This window comes from Leucobacter sp. HNU, from assembly GCF_047946755.1.
Classification (GTDB): domain Bacteria; phylum Actinomycetota; class Actinomycetes; order Actinomycetales; family Microbacteriaceae; genus Leucobacter.
In genome coordinates this window covers 1,941,573-1,958,182 of the sequence record NZ_CP178837.1, presented here as the reverse complement: position 1 = coordinate 1,958,182, position 16,610 = coordinate 1,941,573, and the positions used below count along the sequence as shown (strand labels likewise).

Annotated in this window: 15 protein-coding genes and 2 pseudogenes; 5 read left to right on the top strand and 12 right to left on the bottom strand. The window is 71.0% G+C overall.

Annotation, left to right across the window (positions count from 1 at the left end; translation table 11 throughout):
• Positions 1 to 140: 140 nt before the first annotated feature.
• Both AB3K78_RS09700 and AB3K78_RS09695 read left to right on the top strand, forming a co-directional pair.
• Positions 141 to 857: a sigma-70 family RNA polymerase sigma factor gene (locus AB3K78_RS09700; RefSeq protein ID WP_416447337.1), complete on the top strand. Its 717-nt coding sequence runs from the start codon at positions 141 to 143 to the stop codon at positions 855 to 857.
• Positions 854 to 1,096, top strand: a complete 243-nt coding sequence (locus AB3K78_RS09695) for a zf-HC2 domain-containing protein (RefSeq protein ID WP_416442765.1) — start codon at positions 854 to 856, stop codon at positions 1,094 to 1,096. The genes AB3K78_RS09700 and AB3K78_RS09695 overlap by 4 nt, the downstream gene beginning before the upstream one ends.
• Positions 1,097 to 1,123: 27 nt before the next feature.
• Here AB3K78_RS09695 and AB3K78_RS09690 read toward each other — a convergent pair whose 3' ends face one another.
• The 12 genes and pseudogenes from AB3K78_RS09690 to AB3K78_RS09635 all read right to left on the bottom strand — a co-directional run.
• The gene (locus tag AB3K78_RS09690; protein ID WP_416442763.1) at positions 1,124 to 1,930 is read right to left on the bottom strand and encodes an ABC transporter ATP-binding protein; all 807 of its coding nucleotides are present in this window, start codon (positions 1,928 to 1,930) and stop codon (positions 1,124 to 1,126) included.
• Between the two features lie 196 nt (positions 1,931 to 2,126).
• Positions 2,127 to 2,708: pseudogene (locus tag AB3K78_RS09685) on the bottom strand (ATP-binding cassette domain-containing protein); the annotation flags it as partial.
• The gene (locus AB3K78_RS09680) at positions 2,705 to 3,577 is read right to left on the bottom strand and encodes an ABC transporter permease (RefSeq protein WP_416442761.1); all 873 of its coding nucleotides are present in this window, start codon (positions 3,575 to 3,577) and stop codon (positions 2,705 to 2,707) included. The pseudogene AB3K78_RS09685 and the gene AB3K78_RS09680, both read right to left, overlap by 4 nt.
• On the bottom strand, positions 3,574 to 4,527 hold the full coding sequence (locus tag AB3K78_RS09675) for an ABC transporter permease (protein ID WP_416442759.1): 954 nt from the start codon (positions 4,525 to 4,527) through the stop codon (positions 3,574 to 3,576). Before AB3K78_RS09675 ends, AB3K78_RS09680 begins: the two co-directional genes overlap by 4 nt.
• Positions 4,524 to 6,059 (bottom strand): ABC transporter substrate-binding protein, encoded by a 1,536-nt coding sequence (locus AB3K78_RS09670; protein ID WP_416442757.1) that lies wholly within the window; start codon positions 6,057 to 6,059, stop codon positions 4,524 to 4,526. Before AB3K78_RS09670 ends, AB3K78_RS09675 begins: the two co-directional genes overlap by 4 nt.
• Positions 6,060 to 6,251: 192 nt before the next feature.
• The gene (locus AB3K78_RS09665; protein ID WP_416442755.1) at positions 6,252 to 7,214 is read right to left on the bottom strand and encodes an alpha/beta fold hydrolase; all 963 of its coding nucleotides are present in this window, start codon (positions 7,212 to 7,214) and stop codon (positions 6,252 to 6,254) included.
• Positions 7,215 to 7,250: 36 nt separating this feature from the next.
• On the bottom strand, positions 7,251 to 7,580 hold the full coding sequence (locus tag AB3K78_RS09660) for a Fe-S oxidoreductase (protein WP_416447336.1): 330 nt from the start codon (positions 7,578 to 7,580) through the stop codon (positions 7,251 to 7,253).
• Positions 7,581 to 7,596: 16 nt separating this feature from the next.
• Entirely contained in the window at positions 7,597 to 8,493 is an 897-nt protein-coding gene (locus tag AB3K78_RS09655; RefSeq protein ID WP_416442753.1) for an arginase family protein, read from the bottom strand.
• A gap of 125 nt (positions 8,494 to 8,618) precedes the next feature.
• The gene (locus AB3K78_RS09650; protein WP_416442751.1) at positions 8,619 to 9,464 is read right to left on the bottom strand and encodes a DUF3097 domain-containing protein; all 846 of its coding nucleotides are present in this window, start codon (positions 9,462 to 9,464) and stop codon (positions 8,619 to 8,621) included.
• Between the two features lie 10 nt (positions 9,465 to 9,474).
• A complete protein-coding gene (locus AB3K78_RS09645) occupies positions 9,475 to 10,941 on the bottom strand; it encodes an FtsK/SpoIIIE domain-containing protein (protein ID WP_416442749.1) in 1,467 nt (488 codons plus the stop codon).
• A complete protein-coding gene (locus AB3K78_RS09640; RefSeq protein WP_416447335.1) occupies positions 10,938 to 11,996 on the bottom strand; it encodes an FtsK/SpoIIIE domain-containing protein in 1,059 nt (352 codons plus the stop codon). The genes AB3K78_RS09645 and AB3K78_RS09640 overlap by 4 nt, the downstream gene beginning before the upstream one ends.
• A gap of 1,472 nt (positions 11,997 to 13,468) precedes the next feature.
• Positions 13,469 to 14,068, bottom strand: a pseudogene (locus AB3K78_RS09635) (FHA domain-containing protein); the annotation flags it as partial.
• Between the two features lie 224 nt (positions 14,069 to 14,292).
• Here AB3K78_RS09635 and AB3K78_RS09630 point away from each other — a divergent pair.
• From AB3K78_RS09630 to AB3K78_RS09620, 3 genes are read left to right on the top strand one after another with little or no spacing between them, the layout of a single operon-like run.
• Positions 14,293 to 14,586: a WXG100 family type VII secretion target gene (locus AB3K78_RS09630; protein ID WP_416442747.1), complete on the top strand. Its 294-nt coding sequence runs from the start codon at positions 14,293 to 14,295 to the stop codon at positions 14,584 to 14,586.
• Positions 14,587 to 14,599: 13 nt separating this feature from the next.
• Positions 14,600 to 14,875, top strand: a complete 276-nt coding sequence (locus AB3K78_RS09625; RefSeq protein ID WP_416442745.1) for a hypothetical protein — start codon at positions 14,600 to 14,602, stop codon at positions 14,873 to 14,875.
• Positions 14,875 to 16,575: a hypothetical protein gene (locus tag AB3K78_RS09620; RefSeq protein WP_416442743.1), complete on the top strand. Its 1,701-nt coding sequence runs from the start codon at positions 14,875 to 14,877 to the stop codon at positions 16,573 to 16,575. The genes AB3K78_RS09625 and AB3K78_RS09620 overlap by 1 nt, the downstream gene beginning before the upstream one ends.
• Positions 16,576 to 16,610: the final 35 nt, after the last annotated feature.

The following is a 16,610-nucleotide window of genomic DNA, read 5'->3' as shown; positions in this document are numbered from 1 at the left end:
TCTACCGGCGCAACCCCGCGATCCGGTGGGATCGCCCTCCGTGGCCGCCGAGGCGGCGGTGTCGAGGGCGGCCGCGGAACCCGTTCGAGAGGAAGGCCGCAGTGAGTTCGATCGCAGTGCACGAGGCGCCGACGCTCCGCATGCCGCGCTTCGGATCCGCGGTCGGGACCGGTCGTGCCTCGGCGCGGCGCGCGGTCCGCGCAGCCCGCGACCAGCGCGTCCGCGTAGGATCGGAGACTGTGACCCCCACCGAGACGACCGCGAACGAGCTGGAGCAGCGCTTCACGCGAGACGCACTCCCGTACCTCGACCAGCTGTACGGCGCGGCGATGAAGATGACCCGCAATCCGGCGGACGCCCAGGACCTCGTCCAGGAGACCTTCCTGAAGGCCTTCCAGGCGTTCCACACGTTCACCGAGGGCACGAACCTCAAGGCGTGGTTGTACCGGATCATGACCAACAGCTACATCAACACCTACCGCAAGCGTCAGCGTCAGCCGCTGATGGGCGCGGTCGAGGACCTCGAGGATTGGCAGATGGGCGGCGCCGAGTCGACCACCGCGGCGTCCTCGCGCTCGGCCGAGGCGGAGGCGATCGACCGCACGCCCTCGACGGTGGTGACCGAGGCGCTCAACGCGCTTCCCGAGGACTTCCGAATGGTCGTGTACCTCGCCGACGTCGAGGGATTCGCGTACCAGGAGATCGCGGACATCATGGAGACCCCGATCGGCACGGTCATGAGCCGACTGCATCGGGGCCGTGCGCGGCTGCGCCAGTCGCTGGGCAGCTATGCGCGCGAGCAGGGGATCGGCGGAGCCGAGACCCCCGAGCAGACGGCGGGAGGTGAACGACGATGAGCGGATGCGATTGCCAGACCGCGCGCGCCAACCTCGAGGAGCTGCTGCGCGGCGAACTGAGCGAGGGTGCCTGCGGTCCGATCCGCGAGCACCTGGCGAACTGCCCGGACTGCCGCGACGAGCAGCAGGTCTTCGAGCACCTCACGATCGCGGTGAAGCGCGCCTGCGAAGAGGAAGCGCCGCCGAGCCTGCGCGACGCCGTGCTGCGCGGGCTGCGCGAGCTCGACCAGCACGCCTGAGCCCCGGAGCCGCCCGAGGGCGCTTCGTCAGCGTCCCGTCCAGGTGCCCGGCGGCAGCATCGGCCGGGAAGCGACGAGTTCTCGGGTGTACGGTTCGTGCGGATCTTCCAGGATCCGGTCGACGGCGCCCGATTCGACGACGCGGCCGCGGCGCATCACGACGACCCGATCCGCGATGGTCGGCACGATCGCGAGGTCGTGCGTGACCGTCAGCATCGTGAGACCGAGGTCCCGGCGCAGCTCGGCGAGCAGCTCGAGGATCCGGCGGCGCACCAGCACGTCGAGCGCGCTCACCGGTTCGTCTCCGAGGAGCAGCTCGGGGCCGTGCACCAGCGCCCGCGCGATGGCGATCCGCTGCCGCTGTCCGCCCGAGAATTCACGCGGGAGCCGCTGCGCGGTGTCCGCAGGCAGCCCGAGCCGGTCGAGGATCGCGTCGACGCGCGCAGCGGCGTCCGCGGTCTCGCCGATCGCTTCGAGCGGTTCGGAGACCGTCTGCCCGATGGTGCGCCTCGGGTTGAACGAGGCGTAGGGATCCTGGAAGACGAGGCCGGTGCGGCGACGCAGCCAGAGCATCCGGTCGCGCGGATTCGCCTCGACCGTGCGGCCGTCGAACCGCACCGAGCCGGCATCGAGGTGCCCGAGCCCAAGGAGGGCGCGGAGCAGGGTCGACTTCCCCGAGCCCGACTCGCCGACGATCGCGACGCTCTCGCCGGCTTCGATGCGCAGGTCGACTCCGTCGAGCGCTGAGATGCTGCCCGCCCGCTCGAACAGGCGACGCGGCGGGGTGCGGAACCGGGCGACGAGTCCCTCCGCTTCGACGAGCGCGGGCCTCATGCGCGGCTCCCTCGGGCAGCGCTTCGATGAGCGCGCGGGTGACCCGGTGCTCGGGTGCGGCGAGGATCCGACCCACCGGACCGTGCTCGACCACCATGCCGTCGTCGAGCACGACGACCCGGTCGGCGACCGAGGCGAGCACCGCGAGGTCGTGCGTGATGAAGACGAGCGAGCATGCGTCGGCCGCCGTCACCTCCCGGAACAGGTCCAGGATCCCGCGCTGCACGGTGACATCGAGCGCCGTCGTCGGCTCGTCCGCGAGCAGCAGGCCGGGCCCGGCCGACAGCGCCGCGGCGATGGCGGCCCGCTGCCGCTGGCCGCCCGACACCTCGTGCGGGTAGGCCCGCACGATGCGCTCGGGATCGTCGAGCCCCACGCGACGGGCGAGCCGCAGCGCGGCCTCGCGCCGCTCGACGCGATCCAGATCGTAATGCTGCGCGAGCGCTTCCGTCATCTGCCTGCCGAGGCGGCGCACCGGGTTGAGGGCGGTCCGCGGTTCCTGGAACACCATTCCGATCAGATCCCCGCGGATCTCGGACAGCTCCCGGTCCGAAGCTCCGAGGAGCTCCCGGTCGCCGAGCCGGATCGATCCGCTCGACTCGGCGTCGTCGGGAAGGAGCCCGGCGATCGCGAGGGCGGTCAGCGTCTTGCCCGATCCCGAGCCGCCGATCAGGCCGAGCCGGTCGCCGGGAGCGAGTGAGAACGAGATGCCGCGCAGCAGTTCCGTCCCCCGGATCGCGACGCGCAGATCCGAGACGACGAGCGGCAGGGCGGTCACGGGCGGACCTCCGATCCAGGGACGGGGCGGCCGCCCGGCCCGCGGCGCTCGACACCGGGGTCGAGGGCGTCGCGCAGGGCATCGCCCATCAGGTAGCAGGCGAGGGCGACCAGCGTGATCGCGAGTCCCGGCCACAGCGCCGCGAAGGGGTGCACCTGGATCACCCGCTGCGCCTCCGCGAGCATCAGGCCCCAGGAGGGCACCTCGGGCGGAGCACCGAACCCCAGGTAGCTGAGGCTCGCCTCGGCGAGCACCGACAGGCCCATGGCGAGCGAGAGCTGCACCAGGAACACCGGGCGGACACCGGGCAGCAGGTGCCGGCGCAGGATCGTCGCCCGCGGGAGGCCGACCGCGCGGGCCGCGAGGACGTAGTCGAGCTCGGCGACCTGCCGGAGCTCGGCGCGCAGCACCCGGCCGATTCCGACGCCGAACGCGACGCCCAGCGCCGCGATCACGATGGGGATCCCGCTGCCGAACACCGCCGCGAGCATCATGGCGAGGAGCACGGTGGGGAACGCCACCAGCACGTCGATCGTGACCGCGACCGTCTCGCGCAGGCGGCGCGGACCGAGGCCGCCGAGCAGCGCGAGTGCGAGCCCGATGACCGCGGCGAGGGCACCGGTGCCGAGCAGCACGGCCACCGTCACGCGCGTGCCGGCCATGAGCCGCGACGCGACGTCGCGGCCGCTGCCGTCGGTGCCGAGCGGGTGCGCGGCCGAGGGATCGAGCCACAGCCGCTGCGCGCTCGCCGCGTTCGGATCCGCGGGCAGCCATGCGAGGCTCAGCAGTGCGACGAGCACGAGCGCGACGAGGATCGCCGCGGCGGCGATGCCGCCCGGCGCGAGTCGTTTCGGGGCCCGAGCGCTCACGATGCGGTGCTCCTCAGCCGAGGGTCGATCGCCCGGTGGATCACATCGACGAGCGCTCCGATCAGCAGGATGACCCCCGTGAGCACGAGCAGGGTGCTCTGCACCTTCGGCAGGTCGCGATTCCCGACATCGCCGACGAGCATGCGACCGAGCCCGGGGAGGGAGAACAGCTGCTCGACGACGACGGCGCCGACGATCAGCGCCGCGATCTGCAGGCCGAGCACCGACACGATCGAGAGACCGACCCCGGGCAGGCCGTGCTCGAGCAGCGCGCGCGGGCGCGTCAGCCCCTGCGCGCGGGCGGTGCGCACGTGATCGGTGTCGAGGGCGGTCAGGGTGGCGCTCCGCACAAAGCGGAACAGCACCGCACCCTCGACGAGACCGATGGTGAGCGCGGGCAGCGCGAGGGCGCGCAGCGCGCGGACCGGATCCTGCCAGCCGTCGCGGGGGAATCCCTGCGCGGGGAACCAGCCGAGCCACCCGGCGCCGACGAGGATCGCGAGCAGCCCGATCGCGACGGCCGGCACCGCCGCGGTGAGCAGCGCGCCCGCCGAGATCGCCCGGCTCGATGCCCGGCCGCTGCGGTACGCCGCGAAGACCCCGGTCGGCGCCGCGACGACCAGCAGTACGAGCAGCGACATCAGGGTGAGCGGGATCGTCACCTGCGCCTTCTGCGCGAGCTCCGCCGCGACGGGGGTGCCGGTCAGCGCGGAGGTGCCGAGGTCGCCGGTGAAGAAGCCGCCGATCCAGTCGAGGTACTGGACCGCGACGGGGCGATCCAGTCCGAGCTGCTGGCGCAGTTCGGCGAGCCGGGCCGGGGAGGCCTGGACGCCGCCGATCACCTGCGCGACGTCGCCGGGCAGCAGCCGGAGTGTCGCGAAGACGAGCAGACTCGCCGCGATCCACGCGATGACGAGCAGCCCGAGGCGCGTCAGGACGAAACGGGTCACCCGTGAATACTGACACCTTCGAGGTTCAGGCGCGAGTTGGTGTTCGCACGGGGAAATCCGGTGACCTTCGTGCTGATCACGTTGGTCGGGGTGTAGTTGTAGAGCCACTTCGCGGGAACGTCGGCGGCGACCTGCTTCTCGGCGGCCGAGAGCAGCTCCTTCGCGGTCGTGGGATCCGTCGCGCGCAGCGACTCGGCATAGAGCTGCTGCACCTTCGCGCTGTCGTACCCGAAGTAGTACCCGGGGTTCGCGTAGTTGCCGAAGTCCCGGGCCTCCGCGTGGTCGACGTAGCTGAGCTGGTAGTCGTGGTTCGTGTACACCTGCTCGAGCCAGGTCGCGAACTCGACGCGCTTGACCTTCACGCTCACCCCGACGTCGGCGAGCTGGGTCGAGATGAGGTCGATCGTCGACTGGTCGTAGAAGTTCGGTGCGGTGAGGGTCAGGCTGAGGTTCTGCTGCCCGGCCTCGGCGAGCAGCTTCCGTGCGGCCGCGGGATCGTAGGCGTTCACGGCGCTGAGGTCCTGGTAACCGGGCTCGAGTCGGGTGATCGGCCCGCCGATCTGCTTGCCGTCGCCGTGCTGGGTCTCGATGAGGGCCTTCGTGTCGATGGCACGGCTCAGCGCCTCGCGCACGCGCAGGTCGTTCAACGGGGGCTGCGCCGAGTTGAACGCGAGCGTGAAGACATCGGTGCCGTCGGCGCGTTCGAGGCGGAAGTCGTGGTTGCCGTCGAATTCGGACCGCAGCGAGGGCAGCAGCGCGGCGTGCACGTCGAGGTCGCCCTCCTTGAGCGCGCTCACGGCGGCCCGGCCGTCGGGGATGAAGCGGAACACGACCGTCTTGAGGCTCGCGGCGTCGCCCCAGTAGTCGTCGTTGCGCACGAGGGTGAGGCTGTCGCCCTGCTTCCACTGCTCGAAGCGGAAGGGCCCGGTGCCGTTCGCGGAATTGCTGAGCCGGTTCTTGGCCTTCGCCTCGAGGATCAGACCGGGGCGGTTCGCGAGCAGCCACAGCAGCTGGCTGTTCGGCTCCGCGAGCACGACGCGGACGGAGCGCGCATCGGGCGCGGTGACGGTCGCGGCGCCGCCGACGACCTCGGGGGTCAGCGCGGCGGTGAGCGAGGCGACGACGTCCTGCGCGGTCAGCTTCGCGCCGTCGTGGAACACGACCCCGTCGCGCAGAGCGAAGTCGTAGGTCCGGCCGTCGGACGACACCTCGGGCATCCGCTCGGCGAGCACCGGCACGATCTGGTCGACGGTGCCGGGCTTCAGGCCGACGAGGCCCTGGTAGACGTTGTCGATGAGGATCTGGTCGAGGGCGACGCCCGCGGTGCTCCGAATGTCGAGATTCTGCGGCTCGTTCACCAGGCCGATCGAGATCTCCTCCTTCGCGGCGGAGGCGGTGCCCGACGCCGCGAGGGCGATCGCTGTCGCGATGATCGCGAGGACCAGCACGATGCCGCCGATCACGAACGGCGCCTTGGAGCGTCTGCGCTTGCGGTACGCGGGCGCCGGTGCGTCGATGACAGGAACGGTCACGGGGTCTCCCAGGGTCGTGCGGGGCCGGAACGGCGGCCGCGGATCGGTGTCTCACTGCTGTGAGCGTGCGCGCGGCGGTGCACGGACGTCGATACGAGAGGGTACGCCGACCGCGGTCGGTCGGCCCCGAGCCGAGCAGGGTCGTTAACCTCTTGTGATCAGTCGATAGACACTATTTTGGAGTTCGGTCGCTCACCGGCGAGTTCGAACCGGGCCGAGCAGTTCCTCGAACGCCGCTGCGAGCTCCCGGGGCGCCGCCTCGTGGAGGTTGTGCGGACCCGCGATCGTGCGCACGGGCGAACCGGGCAGGCGATCCCGCCACTCCTCGGCCAGCTGCGTATCGACCATCCCAGCATCGGCGCGGATCAGGGCGACCGGGAGCCCCGTGGCGTGCAGCGCCTCCAGCGGCAGCCAGAGCGGGGCCAGCGGGGACTCGGCGCCGGTGTCCCCGTCCGCGGGATCTGGCCCGCCCGTGGCGAGACCGTCGAGGTGGGCCAGATGGTGGGTCCACTCCCAGCGGCCGTCGGACCTTCGGCGCGTGTTCAGCGCGATGCCGCGGGCGAGCGACTCCCGACTCGCCCCGATCCCGAACGCGATCGCGCGATCGATGATCTCCTCGTGGTCGGCGTAGCTGCGCTGCCCCGTGATGAACTCGGCTACCGAACCGGCGTCTCGCGCCGGGACCACCCCGGGGGTGATGTCGACGAGGATGAGCGCGCGGGTGCGCTCGGCGCGGGCGGACGCGACGAGGATCGACGTGAGGCCCCCGAGCGAATGGCCGGCGATCGCCGTCGTCTCGGGCGCGAGCGCATCGAGCGCGAGCGAGACGTCCGATGCCAGCAGATCCGGGCGGTAGTCGGCGTCCTCGCGCCAGTCGCTGCGGCCGTGCCCCGGCAGATCGAGTGCCAGCGCCGGACGGCCGAGCGCGAGCAGCGTCGGATCGAAGCCATGCGCGTTCAGGCCTGCGCCGTGCAGCAGCACCAGTTCGGGCGCGCGGTCCGGCTCGAACGACAGCCCGCTGAGCCGGCGGCCCTGCGACACCGGCGCATCGACCCGACGCACCTCGGGCAGCGGTGCGGTGCGGGACACCCGCGCAGCGTCGCCCGCGAGGAAGCGGAACTCGTCGTCGGCGGAGGGATCCTGCATCGTTCGCATGCGCAGGAGTCTATGGGAGGGCGGACGGGCCCGCGGTCAGCGGTAGCCGCCATCCTCCAGGCCGGCCTCGATCTCGAAGCGGTTCCGCAGCGGATCCCGGCCAGACAGGAGGTAGAGGATCGGCATGGCGAGCCCGTACCGGCGCCACTGCTCCTGATGCACCCGTTCGTGCTGCAGCACCCGCGCACCGTCGTTGCGGTCGGTCAGGTAGCAGCCGCCCACGCAGCTCCCGCCGCGGCCGAACGTCCACTTCGGCATGCCGCGGAACACCCAGAGTCCGTCGACGCGCTCGATCCGTCCCGTGCTCCAGAGCGCGCCCCAGGCGAAACCGACGGCCGTGGCGTAGGCGTATCCGAAGCGGGCCAGGGGAGCGGGCGCCGGATCACGCTCCGTCGCTCCGGCCGCGCGCCGTCAGCGCCGCGAGCACGCGCAGCACGGTCGGGAGATCCTCGTCGGCGGCGGCCCGGTCGGCCGGGGCGAACTCGCACACCGCCGCTCCCGCGAGCGGGACCGTCTCGGTCGCGGCGCGGATCGCCGCGGTGAGCTGCGCGACGCTGAGGCCGAAGGGGACCGGAGCATGCACGGCGGCGAACTCCGAGGGGTCGAGCACATCGAGGTCGACGTGCACGTAGACGTGCGAGACCCCGTGGTCGCGCACGAGGTCCTCGAGCCGGTCGCGCACGGCCGCAGCCAGCGGTGCGGGATCGGGTTCGGCGTCGACCGTCGCGTCGAGGATGTGGCCGATGCGGTGCAGTTCACGCCGCTCCAGTTCGAGGTCCTCCTCGTCGTCGATCGCGCGCGAACCCACCAGGGTCACGTGCGTCGCCCCGACGGGAACCGGGAACGCGAGGTCGTCGATGCCGTCACCGAGTGCGTGACGCAGCGCCATTCCCGAGACCGCGCCCGAGGGCGAAGTGCTCGGGTGCTGGAGGTCGGGGTGCGCGTCGAACCAGAGCACGGCGACGCGCTCGGCACCGTGCCGCTCGACTACGCGCTCGAGCCCGGGAAGGGTCGAGGCGCAATCGCCGCCGAGCGTGATCGCCGGACCCTCGAGCTCGCGCAGGATCTCGAGCGCCGAGGTGCGGGCGCGGAGCAGGCTGCTGAGCCGGGCGGCCGGCGTACCGAGGGCATCGCCCGCCTCGAGCGGCACCGGTACCTCTCGCCTGGCCGACTCCGGCAGGTCCTCCCGTATCGCGGCGGCCCCGTCGATCAGCTGCATCGCGCGCGACGACGGCGACCCCTGCCACTGCGGCATCACCAGGAACACGGGTCCGGTCATCGCGGTCCCTCCGACTCTGTGCATTTCACGGCGCCCGGTTCGAGCGCCCATACGTCAATGGTACGCCCGGAGCGGTCCGCCGACGCGGCTGCCGGACCGCCGTCCCGGGTGCTCGCAGCGCGCTCTCAGTGCGCGCCGTGCCCGATCGTCACGAAGTCGATCAGCTGTTCGACCCGACCGACGAGTGCGGGATCGAGATCGCGGAAACTGCGGACGCGTCCACGGATCCGCGACCAGGCCTCGGCGATGTCCGCCGGTTCGTCGCCCGGCCAGCCGAGCGCGCGGCAGATGCCGGTCTTCCACTCGATGCTGCGGGGGATCTCGGGCCAGGCGGAGAGGCCGACGCGCTCGGGCTTCACCGCGGCCCAGATATCGACGAACGGGTGGCCGACGATCAGCACGTGCGCACCGTGCGGGCCGCGCTCGATCGCCTGGGCGATGCGCGATTCCTTGCTCCCCGCGACGAGGTGGTCGAGCAGCACGCCCGCGCGCCGGTCGGGGCCCGGCCCGAAGTCACGCAGCACGTCGTCCAGGTTGTCGGCGCCCTGCAGCAGCTCGACCACGACGCCCTCGACCCGCAGGTCGTCGCCCCAGACCTGCTCGACGAGTTCCGCGTCGTGCTTGCCCTCGACGAAGATCCGGCTCGGCATGGCCACCTTCGCGCGTTCCTGGGCGACCGCGAACGAGCCCGAGGCGGTGCGTCGCCGCGCCGCCTGCTTCTGCGGCAGCACGAGCGAGACCGGTTTGCCGTCGATGAGGAAGGCGTCGTTCAGCGGGAAGGATCGGACCTTGCCGCGGAAGTCCTCGAGCTGCACGAGGCCCTCGCGCAGGCCCACCACGGCACCGCACCACTCGGACTCGGTGTGCTCGACCACGAGCCCGCGCGCGAGAGGCACAGGAGTGCGCTGCACGGGACCGCGCCGGGGCTTCATATCGGCGAGGACGTCGCGGTCGTAACGGTCGTCGAACATGCCTGCGAGCCTAGTGCGTCGCGGGGACATCGCCCGCGGGCGTGCCGACGTGCACCCCGGTCTGCGCACCGGAGCGGATGAGGAAGCCGCGGCCCGGTGGGAAATCCGTGCGCTTCGCGTGCGCGAAGGACACCGTGAAGAGGCTCGGGACGTCGTTCGCGTCCGGCTGCAGCGCCAACGCCCAGCGGGCGCCGCGCAGGGGGCTCGCGAGCTCCCAGACGGTGCCGATCGTCGCGTTCTCGCCCTCGACGATCACTGCGAGGTCGCTGCGCCGCAACAGCTTCAGCAGGGACGCGAGCGCGGATTCGTCACCTGTGCCGTCGAATCCGCCGATGTCCTCGATCACGACGACGCCGAGGTGTTCCGGCGCGGGGAACGGTGCGGCCTCGGCCATCAGCATCGTGCTCTCCTCGTGCATCGGGGCGTCGGAGCCGATCAGTGGCAGCAGCGGCAGCCCGACGGGCTTGCTCGTCGATCCGCCCAGCGAGCGGGCGAGCCGCTCGATCTGGCGCTCGCGGAGCTCCGGGGCGTCGGCGACTTCGCTCCAGACCGGGAGCGATCCGAGCGCCGAGCGGCGCGGTGCGATCAGTACGGCGTCGAGCTCGCGCCCGGAGCCGACGGCTCGCTCGGCCAGCGCCTCGAGCAGGGAGCGGACCGCGGTGGTGCGGCCGGAGCCCGCGGGGCCCGTGACGAGCATCAGGCCGTCGGTCGGTACGGCAACGGGTTCCATGCCGACGGTGTCGATCGCGAACGCGGGGGCTCCGCCGTCCGCGCGAGGCAGATCCGCTCGCTCGAGTCGGGTCGGGATCTCGGGCACTCCGACCGGGCGTTCGGCGACGTGCGCGACCTGATCCGACGCGAGCGCGGCGATCGCAGCATCGATCTCGGCGGGGTCGGAGTCCCCGCCGGGCACGCCGAACTGGATCTCGCGCGCATCGCTGATGCGGAGCGCACGGCCGGGATCCGCCTCGTCGAGCACGCCTGTCGGTACTCCGAGGAGCTGCGCGTCGGACTCCGAGGGGAGGCGGAGCGCGAGCCGTTCGGTCACGCTGGCAGCGAGCGCGGCCGGGAGCGCCATCGCCCGTTCGCAGCTGAGGGCCAGGTGGACTCCCGCGGTGCGTCCCGCTCGGGCGATCTCGATCAGGTCCGCGAAGGGCGCCGAACTGCCCGTCAAGTGCTCGTAGGTGTCGCGGAACGCCGCGAATCCGTCGATGAGGAGGTACGTCGGTGGCGAGTCTCGGCGGGTCTCGATCCGCTCGGCGATCTCGGCGCGCAGCAGGCCGAGGAGCCGCTGCACGCGGTCGCGGTCGTCCGACGAGACGATGTCACCGACGTTGGGCAGCGAGCCGAGCGCTCCGAGGCGGCCGCCCGCCGCGTCGATCCCGTAGATCCGGGTCGCGCGGTTCTGCAGGACGGCGGAGACGCCGATGGTGAGCAGGGAAGTGCTCTTCCCGGAGCCCGGGCCGCCGTAGATCACGAGGTTTCCGGCGCTTCCGAAGTCGCAGGCGTAGGTCGACTGCCGCTGGGCCTCAGGTTCGTCGGCGAGCCCGAGGGGAGCGCGCTGCTGCTCCGTGCCGAGGAACGCGAATGCGCGAGCACGCGTTCGAGGGGCAGCACGGTCGGGAGCTGGTCGACCCAGGGTCTCCGAGGTTGACGGACCTCCGCGATCTTCGCCGCCGTGCGGATGTTGCCCGCGAGCACCTCGATGTCGCGCGGCCCCCTGCCCCGTCGTTCGGGTTCGGATCGGACCTCGGGCGCGAGCGCCCACGGTGCGCGTTCTGCGAAGCCGAGGTCGCGCACCTCGACGACCTCCTGGCGGTCGGAGTCGGCGCGGCCGCCCAGGTAGCCGGCCTGGAAATGGCGCAGGCGAGCGGCGCCGATCTTGACGGCGGCGCGGCCCGGGATCTCGGCGGCGAAGTCGGCGGCGTCGGGAACGCCGAGCACGTCGCTGCTGTCCGCGGGGTCGGCCATGCGCAGCCCGATGCGGAGGTTGGTGTTGGCGCGCAGGTTGTCCTTGATCACGCCGGCCGGGCGCTGGGTCGCCATGACGAGGTGGAGGCCGAGGGAGCGGCCACGCTGAGCCACGTCGATGACGCCGTCGACGAACTCGGGGATCTCGCTCACCAGTGCGGCGAACTCGTCGATGACGATCACGAGCGTCGGCGGCGCCTCGGGATCTCCCCGGCGTTCGAGCGCGATCAGATCCTTCGCGCCCTTCTCGTTCAGCAGCTCCTCGCGGGTTCTGAGCTCGGCACGGAGCGAGGTGAGCGCGCGTCGCACGAGGTGCGGGGTGAGGTCCGTGACGAGGCCGACGGTGTGCGGGAGCGCGACGCAGTCGGCGAATGCGGCGCCGCCTTTGTAATCGACGAGGAGGAAGGTGAGGCGATCCGGCGCGTAGTTCGCGGCGAGGGACAGGATCCAGGTCTGCAGGAACTCCGATTTGCCCGATCCGGTCGTGCCGCCGACCAGGGCGTGCGGACCGTGCGTTCGAAGGTCGATCTCGACGGGACCGTCGCTGCCCTGGCCGACGATCGCGGTGAGCGGTCCGGGCTCGCGTTCGGTGCCGGGGGTCCAGCGTGCGGCGAGGCTGTCGCTGCTGAGCCAGCGCTGCAGGATCGCGTGGCCCGAGGCGAGGATCTCTCCTTCGGCGATCTGGCCGAGCGAGACGCTCCGGGGAGGTCGCTCTCGTCGAGCATCCTGGCTCCGGTGTCGACGATGGGCGAGAGGGCGCGTGCGAAGGTCTCCGCGAACGGGACCCGGACCGCGTCTGGCTCGGTGAGCGGCACCACTTCGCCCTGACGGACGAAGTGCACCTTCGGCTCGCCGTCGGCGACCTCGACGACGGTCCGGCAGGCTGCGGGGATCCCGCGCATCTCGTCGGCCACCCAGATGAGGTGCACGCCGACATCTGCGCCGTCCTCGGCCAGGCCGACGAGCCTGGTCCGGTCGACCAGGGCATCGGAGAGCACGAGCACGACCACCGCTGGGACCGCGGCGTTGGCCTCAGCAGGGCGCAGGCGCTCCTGCGCGTCCGCGGCGCTGCCTTCGGACCGGGATCGAACGTTGCGGCTGGACGCCCCCGCGGAGCGCAGTCCGATCAGCCCCTCGAGCGCGGTCAGCAGACGGTTCGCCCCCTGGTCGTCCGCGGCAAGATGCGGGGCCGGGACGGGGCTGAACGCGGAGTCGATGTGCGGCACCCACTTCAGCCAGGCCCACTCGGCTTCGGCCTGCTCCGCATCGGCGAATGCGGTGAGCACGAGATCCGCCGGCGAGTGCAGGGCGAGGAGCTGCACCAGGAGGCCCCGGGCGACGTCACCCGATCCAGGCCCCGGGCCGGCGATACCCAGCGAGCCGGATCGGTCGAGCCGCTCGAGCACCGGGATCTCGGGCAGAGCCCGGAACTCCTCCGACAGCTCGGTGAGGGACGCCCAGTCCTTCGCACTGATCTTTCCGCGCGGGGGCAGGACGATCCGCTTACGGCTGGGCTGAGTCGCGGTCCCCAGCCGCAGCTCGAGGAATGCCCGGTGCTCCGGACGACGGGTCCAGAGTGCGGCGGACCGGCTGCTGGGCAGATCGAGCAGGCTCACGGGCGGCGGAGTCTCCTCCGTGCGGGCGAGCCGCTCCGCCTCCGCATTCTCGACCAGCTGTTCGCGGGCCTGCTCGATGCTCTGCTCGAACTCGCGCTGGGCCTGCTTGGTGCTCTTGCGCTTCGAGAGGCGGCTGTCGACCCAGGTGCCGAGCATGATGAGCGGGGAGAGTGCGACGAAGACGAGGCTCATCATCGACTGGGTCGTCAGGTACAGAACCGTCCCCATGACCAGCGGCGCGACCATCGCGATGAGCGGGAACCGAGCCGGCTCGGCGCGGTCTGGCGGCGCCGGGAGATCCAGCGGCTCGGGCGCGAACACCGGATCGACCCGGGGAGATTGCGGGTGCGGGACCGTGCTCGATCTGACAGGGTCCGGTTCTGCCGGAGGCCCCAGCTCGACCTGGATGGGCACCGTTCCGACCTCGATGGTGGAGGCCATGGGCAGGGCACTGGTGGCTGAGCGGAGCTCCCGGCGATCGCCGTCTTCGGTGATCAGGACGATGCCGTTCGCCGAGCCGAGGTCGGCGATCTCGACTCCGGACCCGGTGCTCCGGAGGATCGCATGCTGGCGCGAGACGCTTCGGTCGTGCAGTTCGACGCGGGCGCCGCGCTCGCGGCCGATGAGGTTCTCGCCCTGCACGGCGAGGAACGAGACGCCCTTCTGCGGCCCGTCGAGCACCGTCAGCTTCGCGATCGGACGCTTGGCGCGCGGGCCCGGGCCCGGTGCCGCTTCGAACACCGGCTCGACGAGACTTCCCGAGAGCAGGCCCGACTCGGCGACCGTCTGGCTGGTATCGAGCACCAGGGCGGAGCCGTCGGGATAGCCGACCCGCAGTGTGAGCGGGGCCTGTCGGTGCTCGGCGAACGGGAGGAGCCGAGGATCGCCGGCGCCGGCGCGGACGAGGCCGCGTGCGACTTCGCCCACCGTCGCCGTGACTGCGACGGTCAGGCTGACGTCGTGGGTTCTGCGGTGCGCGCCGTCGACATGACGGGGGATCGTGACGCGGAGTTTCATGGGGGAGGGGTCCTCGGGGCGGTTCGGATCGCGGCCCCTCGGCGGGCCGGATCTATCGGCGATCGGTTGGGACGCGGTGAAATCCGCGGATCCGAGTATTTCAATACCGGATTTGTGTTCGGTATGTCCATATCGTACTGTGAGTCGTAGTTCCGGCGGCGTTCGCCTTGCGGCCCGGAGCCTCCCCCTGACGCAAGGCGAGCGAAGCGAGAGCGAGTTCTCACATGTCGAATATCAAGGTCAGTTACGCGGAGATCGAGCAGGCTGCGACGCAGCTGGGTTCGGGGCGTGAGGAGATCACGTCGAAGCTGCAGAACCTGCAGTCGCAGATCGCGAACCTGGTGTCGTCGGGGTTCGTCACGGATCAGGCGTCGGGCAAGTTCAACGACGCGTACACGAAGTACACGCAGTCCGCGAACACGCTGATCGCGCAGTTGAACGAGATCCAGCAGTTCCTGACCGGGACCGCGAACGCGATGCGTGAGCTGGACTCGCAGATCGCATCCAAGATCAACTAGTCCGGGAGCGGTCATGACCGGGCAAGTGCGGGTCACCGGTGCGGCGCTGGCGCAGGCATCGGGCTCGTTGTCGAGCGCCGGGCGCATGTTCCAGAGCGCTGGGAATGTGCCGGCGGGTGTCGATACCGGGGCCGACACCGTATCGGGGGCGCTGGAGCGGGTCGGGCGTGCGCTTCGGCGCGCGGCGAGCATATCGGGCGAGCGCGCGGCTACGCAGGGTCGCGCCGCGGCACAGACGCAACGCGCCTTCCAGGACCTGGACGCGAGGCTTGCCCGGGCGGTGTCGTAGTGAGTGCGGGCGAGGCAGCGCTGCGGGGCGAGATGAGCGCGGTGCGGTCCGCGGCCCGCAGGCTGTCGGATCTGGGCGGCATGCAGCAGGCGATGCACCGGTTGCGTGCCGGAATCGCGCAGGTGCAGGCCTCGGGCGATTCGGTCGCGCTGTCCCGCCTTCGTGCTGCGTGTCGACCGGCCGAGCGGCAGGCCCAGCAGATCGCGCAGGTGCGTCAGCAGGCCGGTCGGGCACTCGCCTCGTATGCGGGTCGGGTGGATGAGCTGCAGCAGCGGGCGCGTCGACTGAGGGTACGCCGGGGAGAAGCCGAGGCCCGCCGGGTGAGCCTGATGAACACGCTCGCCGCGCACTCCTCGACCGGGGCGGGAACGGACGCCCTGCAGGCGAAGATGCGGTCAAGCCTCATCGGGGAGGAGACCGAGCTGGGGGAGATCGAACGACAACTCGCGGCGCTGGACGAGGAACGTCGGGCGGCGGATGCGCGGTGCGCGTCGGTGCTGAACGGGTGCGCGTCCGTGCTGGAAGGACTGCCCGCCGGGAGTAGCGCGGCGGGGTTTGGTGCGTTGGGGCAGCTGCCAGGGGTGTCGTTCGTGGCGCGACCGAACACGAGCGCTGGCGTGCGGAAGCTGACCGCGGTGTTGTTGCGGGATGGTGCGACGCCGGAGGAGGTGGCTGGGGCGTGGGCGGAGTTGATCGCGAGCGAGGACTTCGACGCCGACGCGTTCATCCAACTGCACGCCACCCAGTTGGGTGGCCTGGACGGGCTTCCCGCGATGGTTCGGGTCGCAGCGAACCGGGTGCGAGCGCCGGAGCTGCTGCGGCAGCGGAGGGCTGAGCTGGCACAACAATTTGAGGGTCCGTATGGGGGAGACAAGAAGGTGGAGTTCTTGTTGAAGGAAATCGCGTATCTGGAGCAGGTGCGTGATGGAAAGGTGCAACTCTACCTCTACGACCGCGACGCGTCCCGCATCGTGGAGATGGTCGGGACCATCAACGCGAACACGAAGCGCGTAGTGACCTTCGTTCCGGGGACGTTTGCGAACCTGGAAGGGTTCTACGATGGCAACACGCAGAAAATCTCGCAGTGGCTTGTGAAGAACTCCCCCGGAACGGTCGCGTTCGTGTACAAGGACGGCGTGTTTCCGGGCGGAGCGACGGACCCGCCGTGGTGGAACTTCCCCAAGGGCATCGCGGCAGAGGCGAACGACCCGAAGTTCGGGCGCCTGGCGGGCCAGCAGTTGGCCGGGTTTGAGCGGGGAATGCGTCTGGACCCGACGTTGGGTTCTCGTGCGCAGATGGGGATCGGGCACAGCTGGGGGCTCGCGAACCTGACGAACTCCGAGGTCGCAGGTGCCCATTATGACTTGGTGGTGTCGCTCGCGGGCGCGGGGATGCCGAAAGAATGGACACCGGACCCTACCACCGGGTACTTCGACCTCTCCTACCTCGACATCTTGATCGGGGCGCAGCGGGAGGGGTACGTGTGGAAGGGGAACAACCCGCGCGCGAACCCCGGGTTCACGGCTCTGCCGTTGTACACAGGCCCGCATGACCAGCTCATCACGGAGGGGAGTCTGCCGGAGATGTTCTCAACGCTCATGGAGAATCACAACCTCGTTGCAGGCACCAATAAAGACAATCAGAAAGTCCTCTCTGACCTCAAGACCCTGTCTTTGGGGGTGAACGGGATTGTTGAGTAGGTGGCGGCCGCTCTCTGTAACGGTGCTGGTTCTTG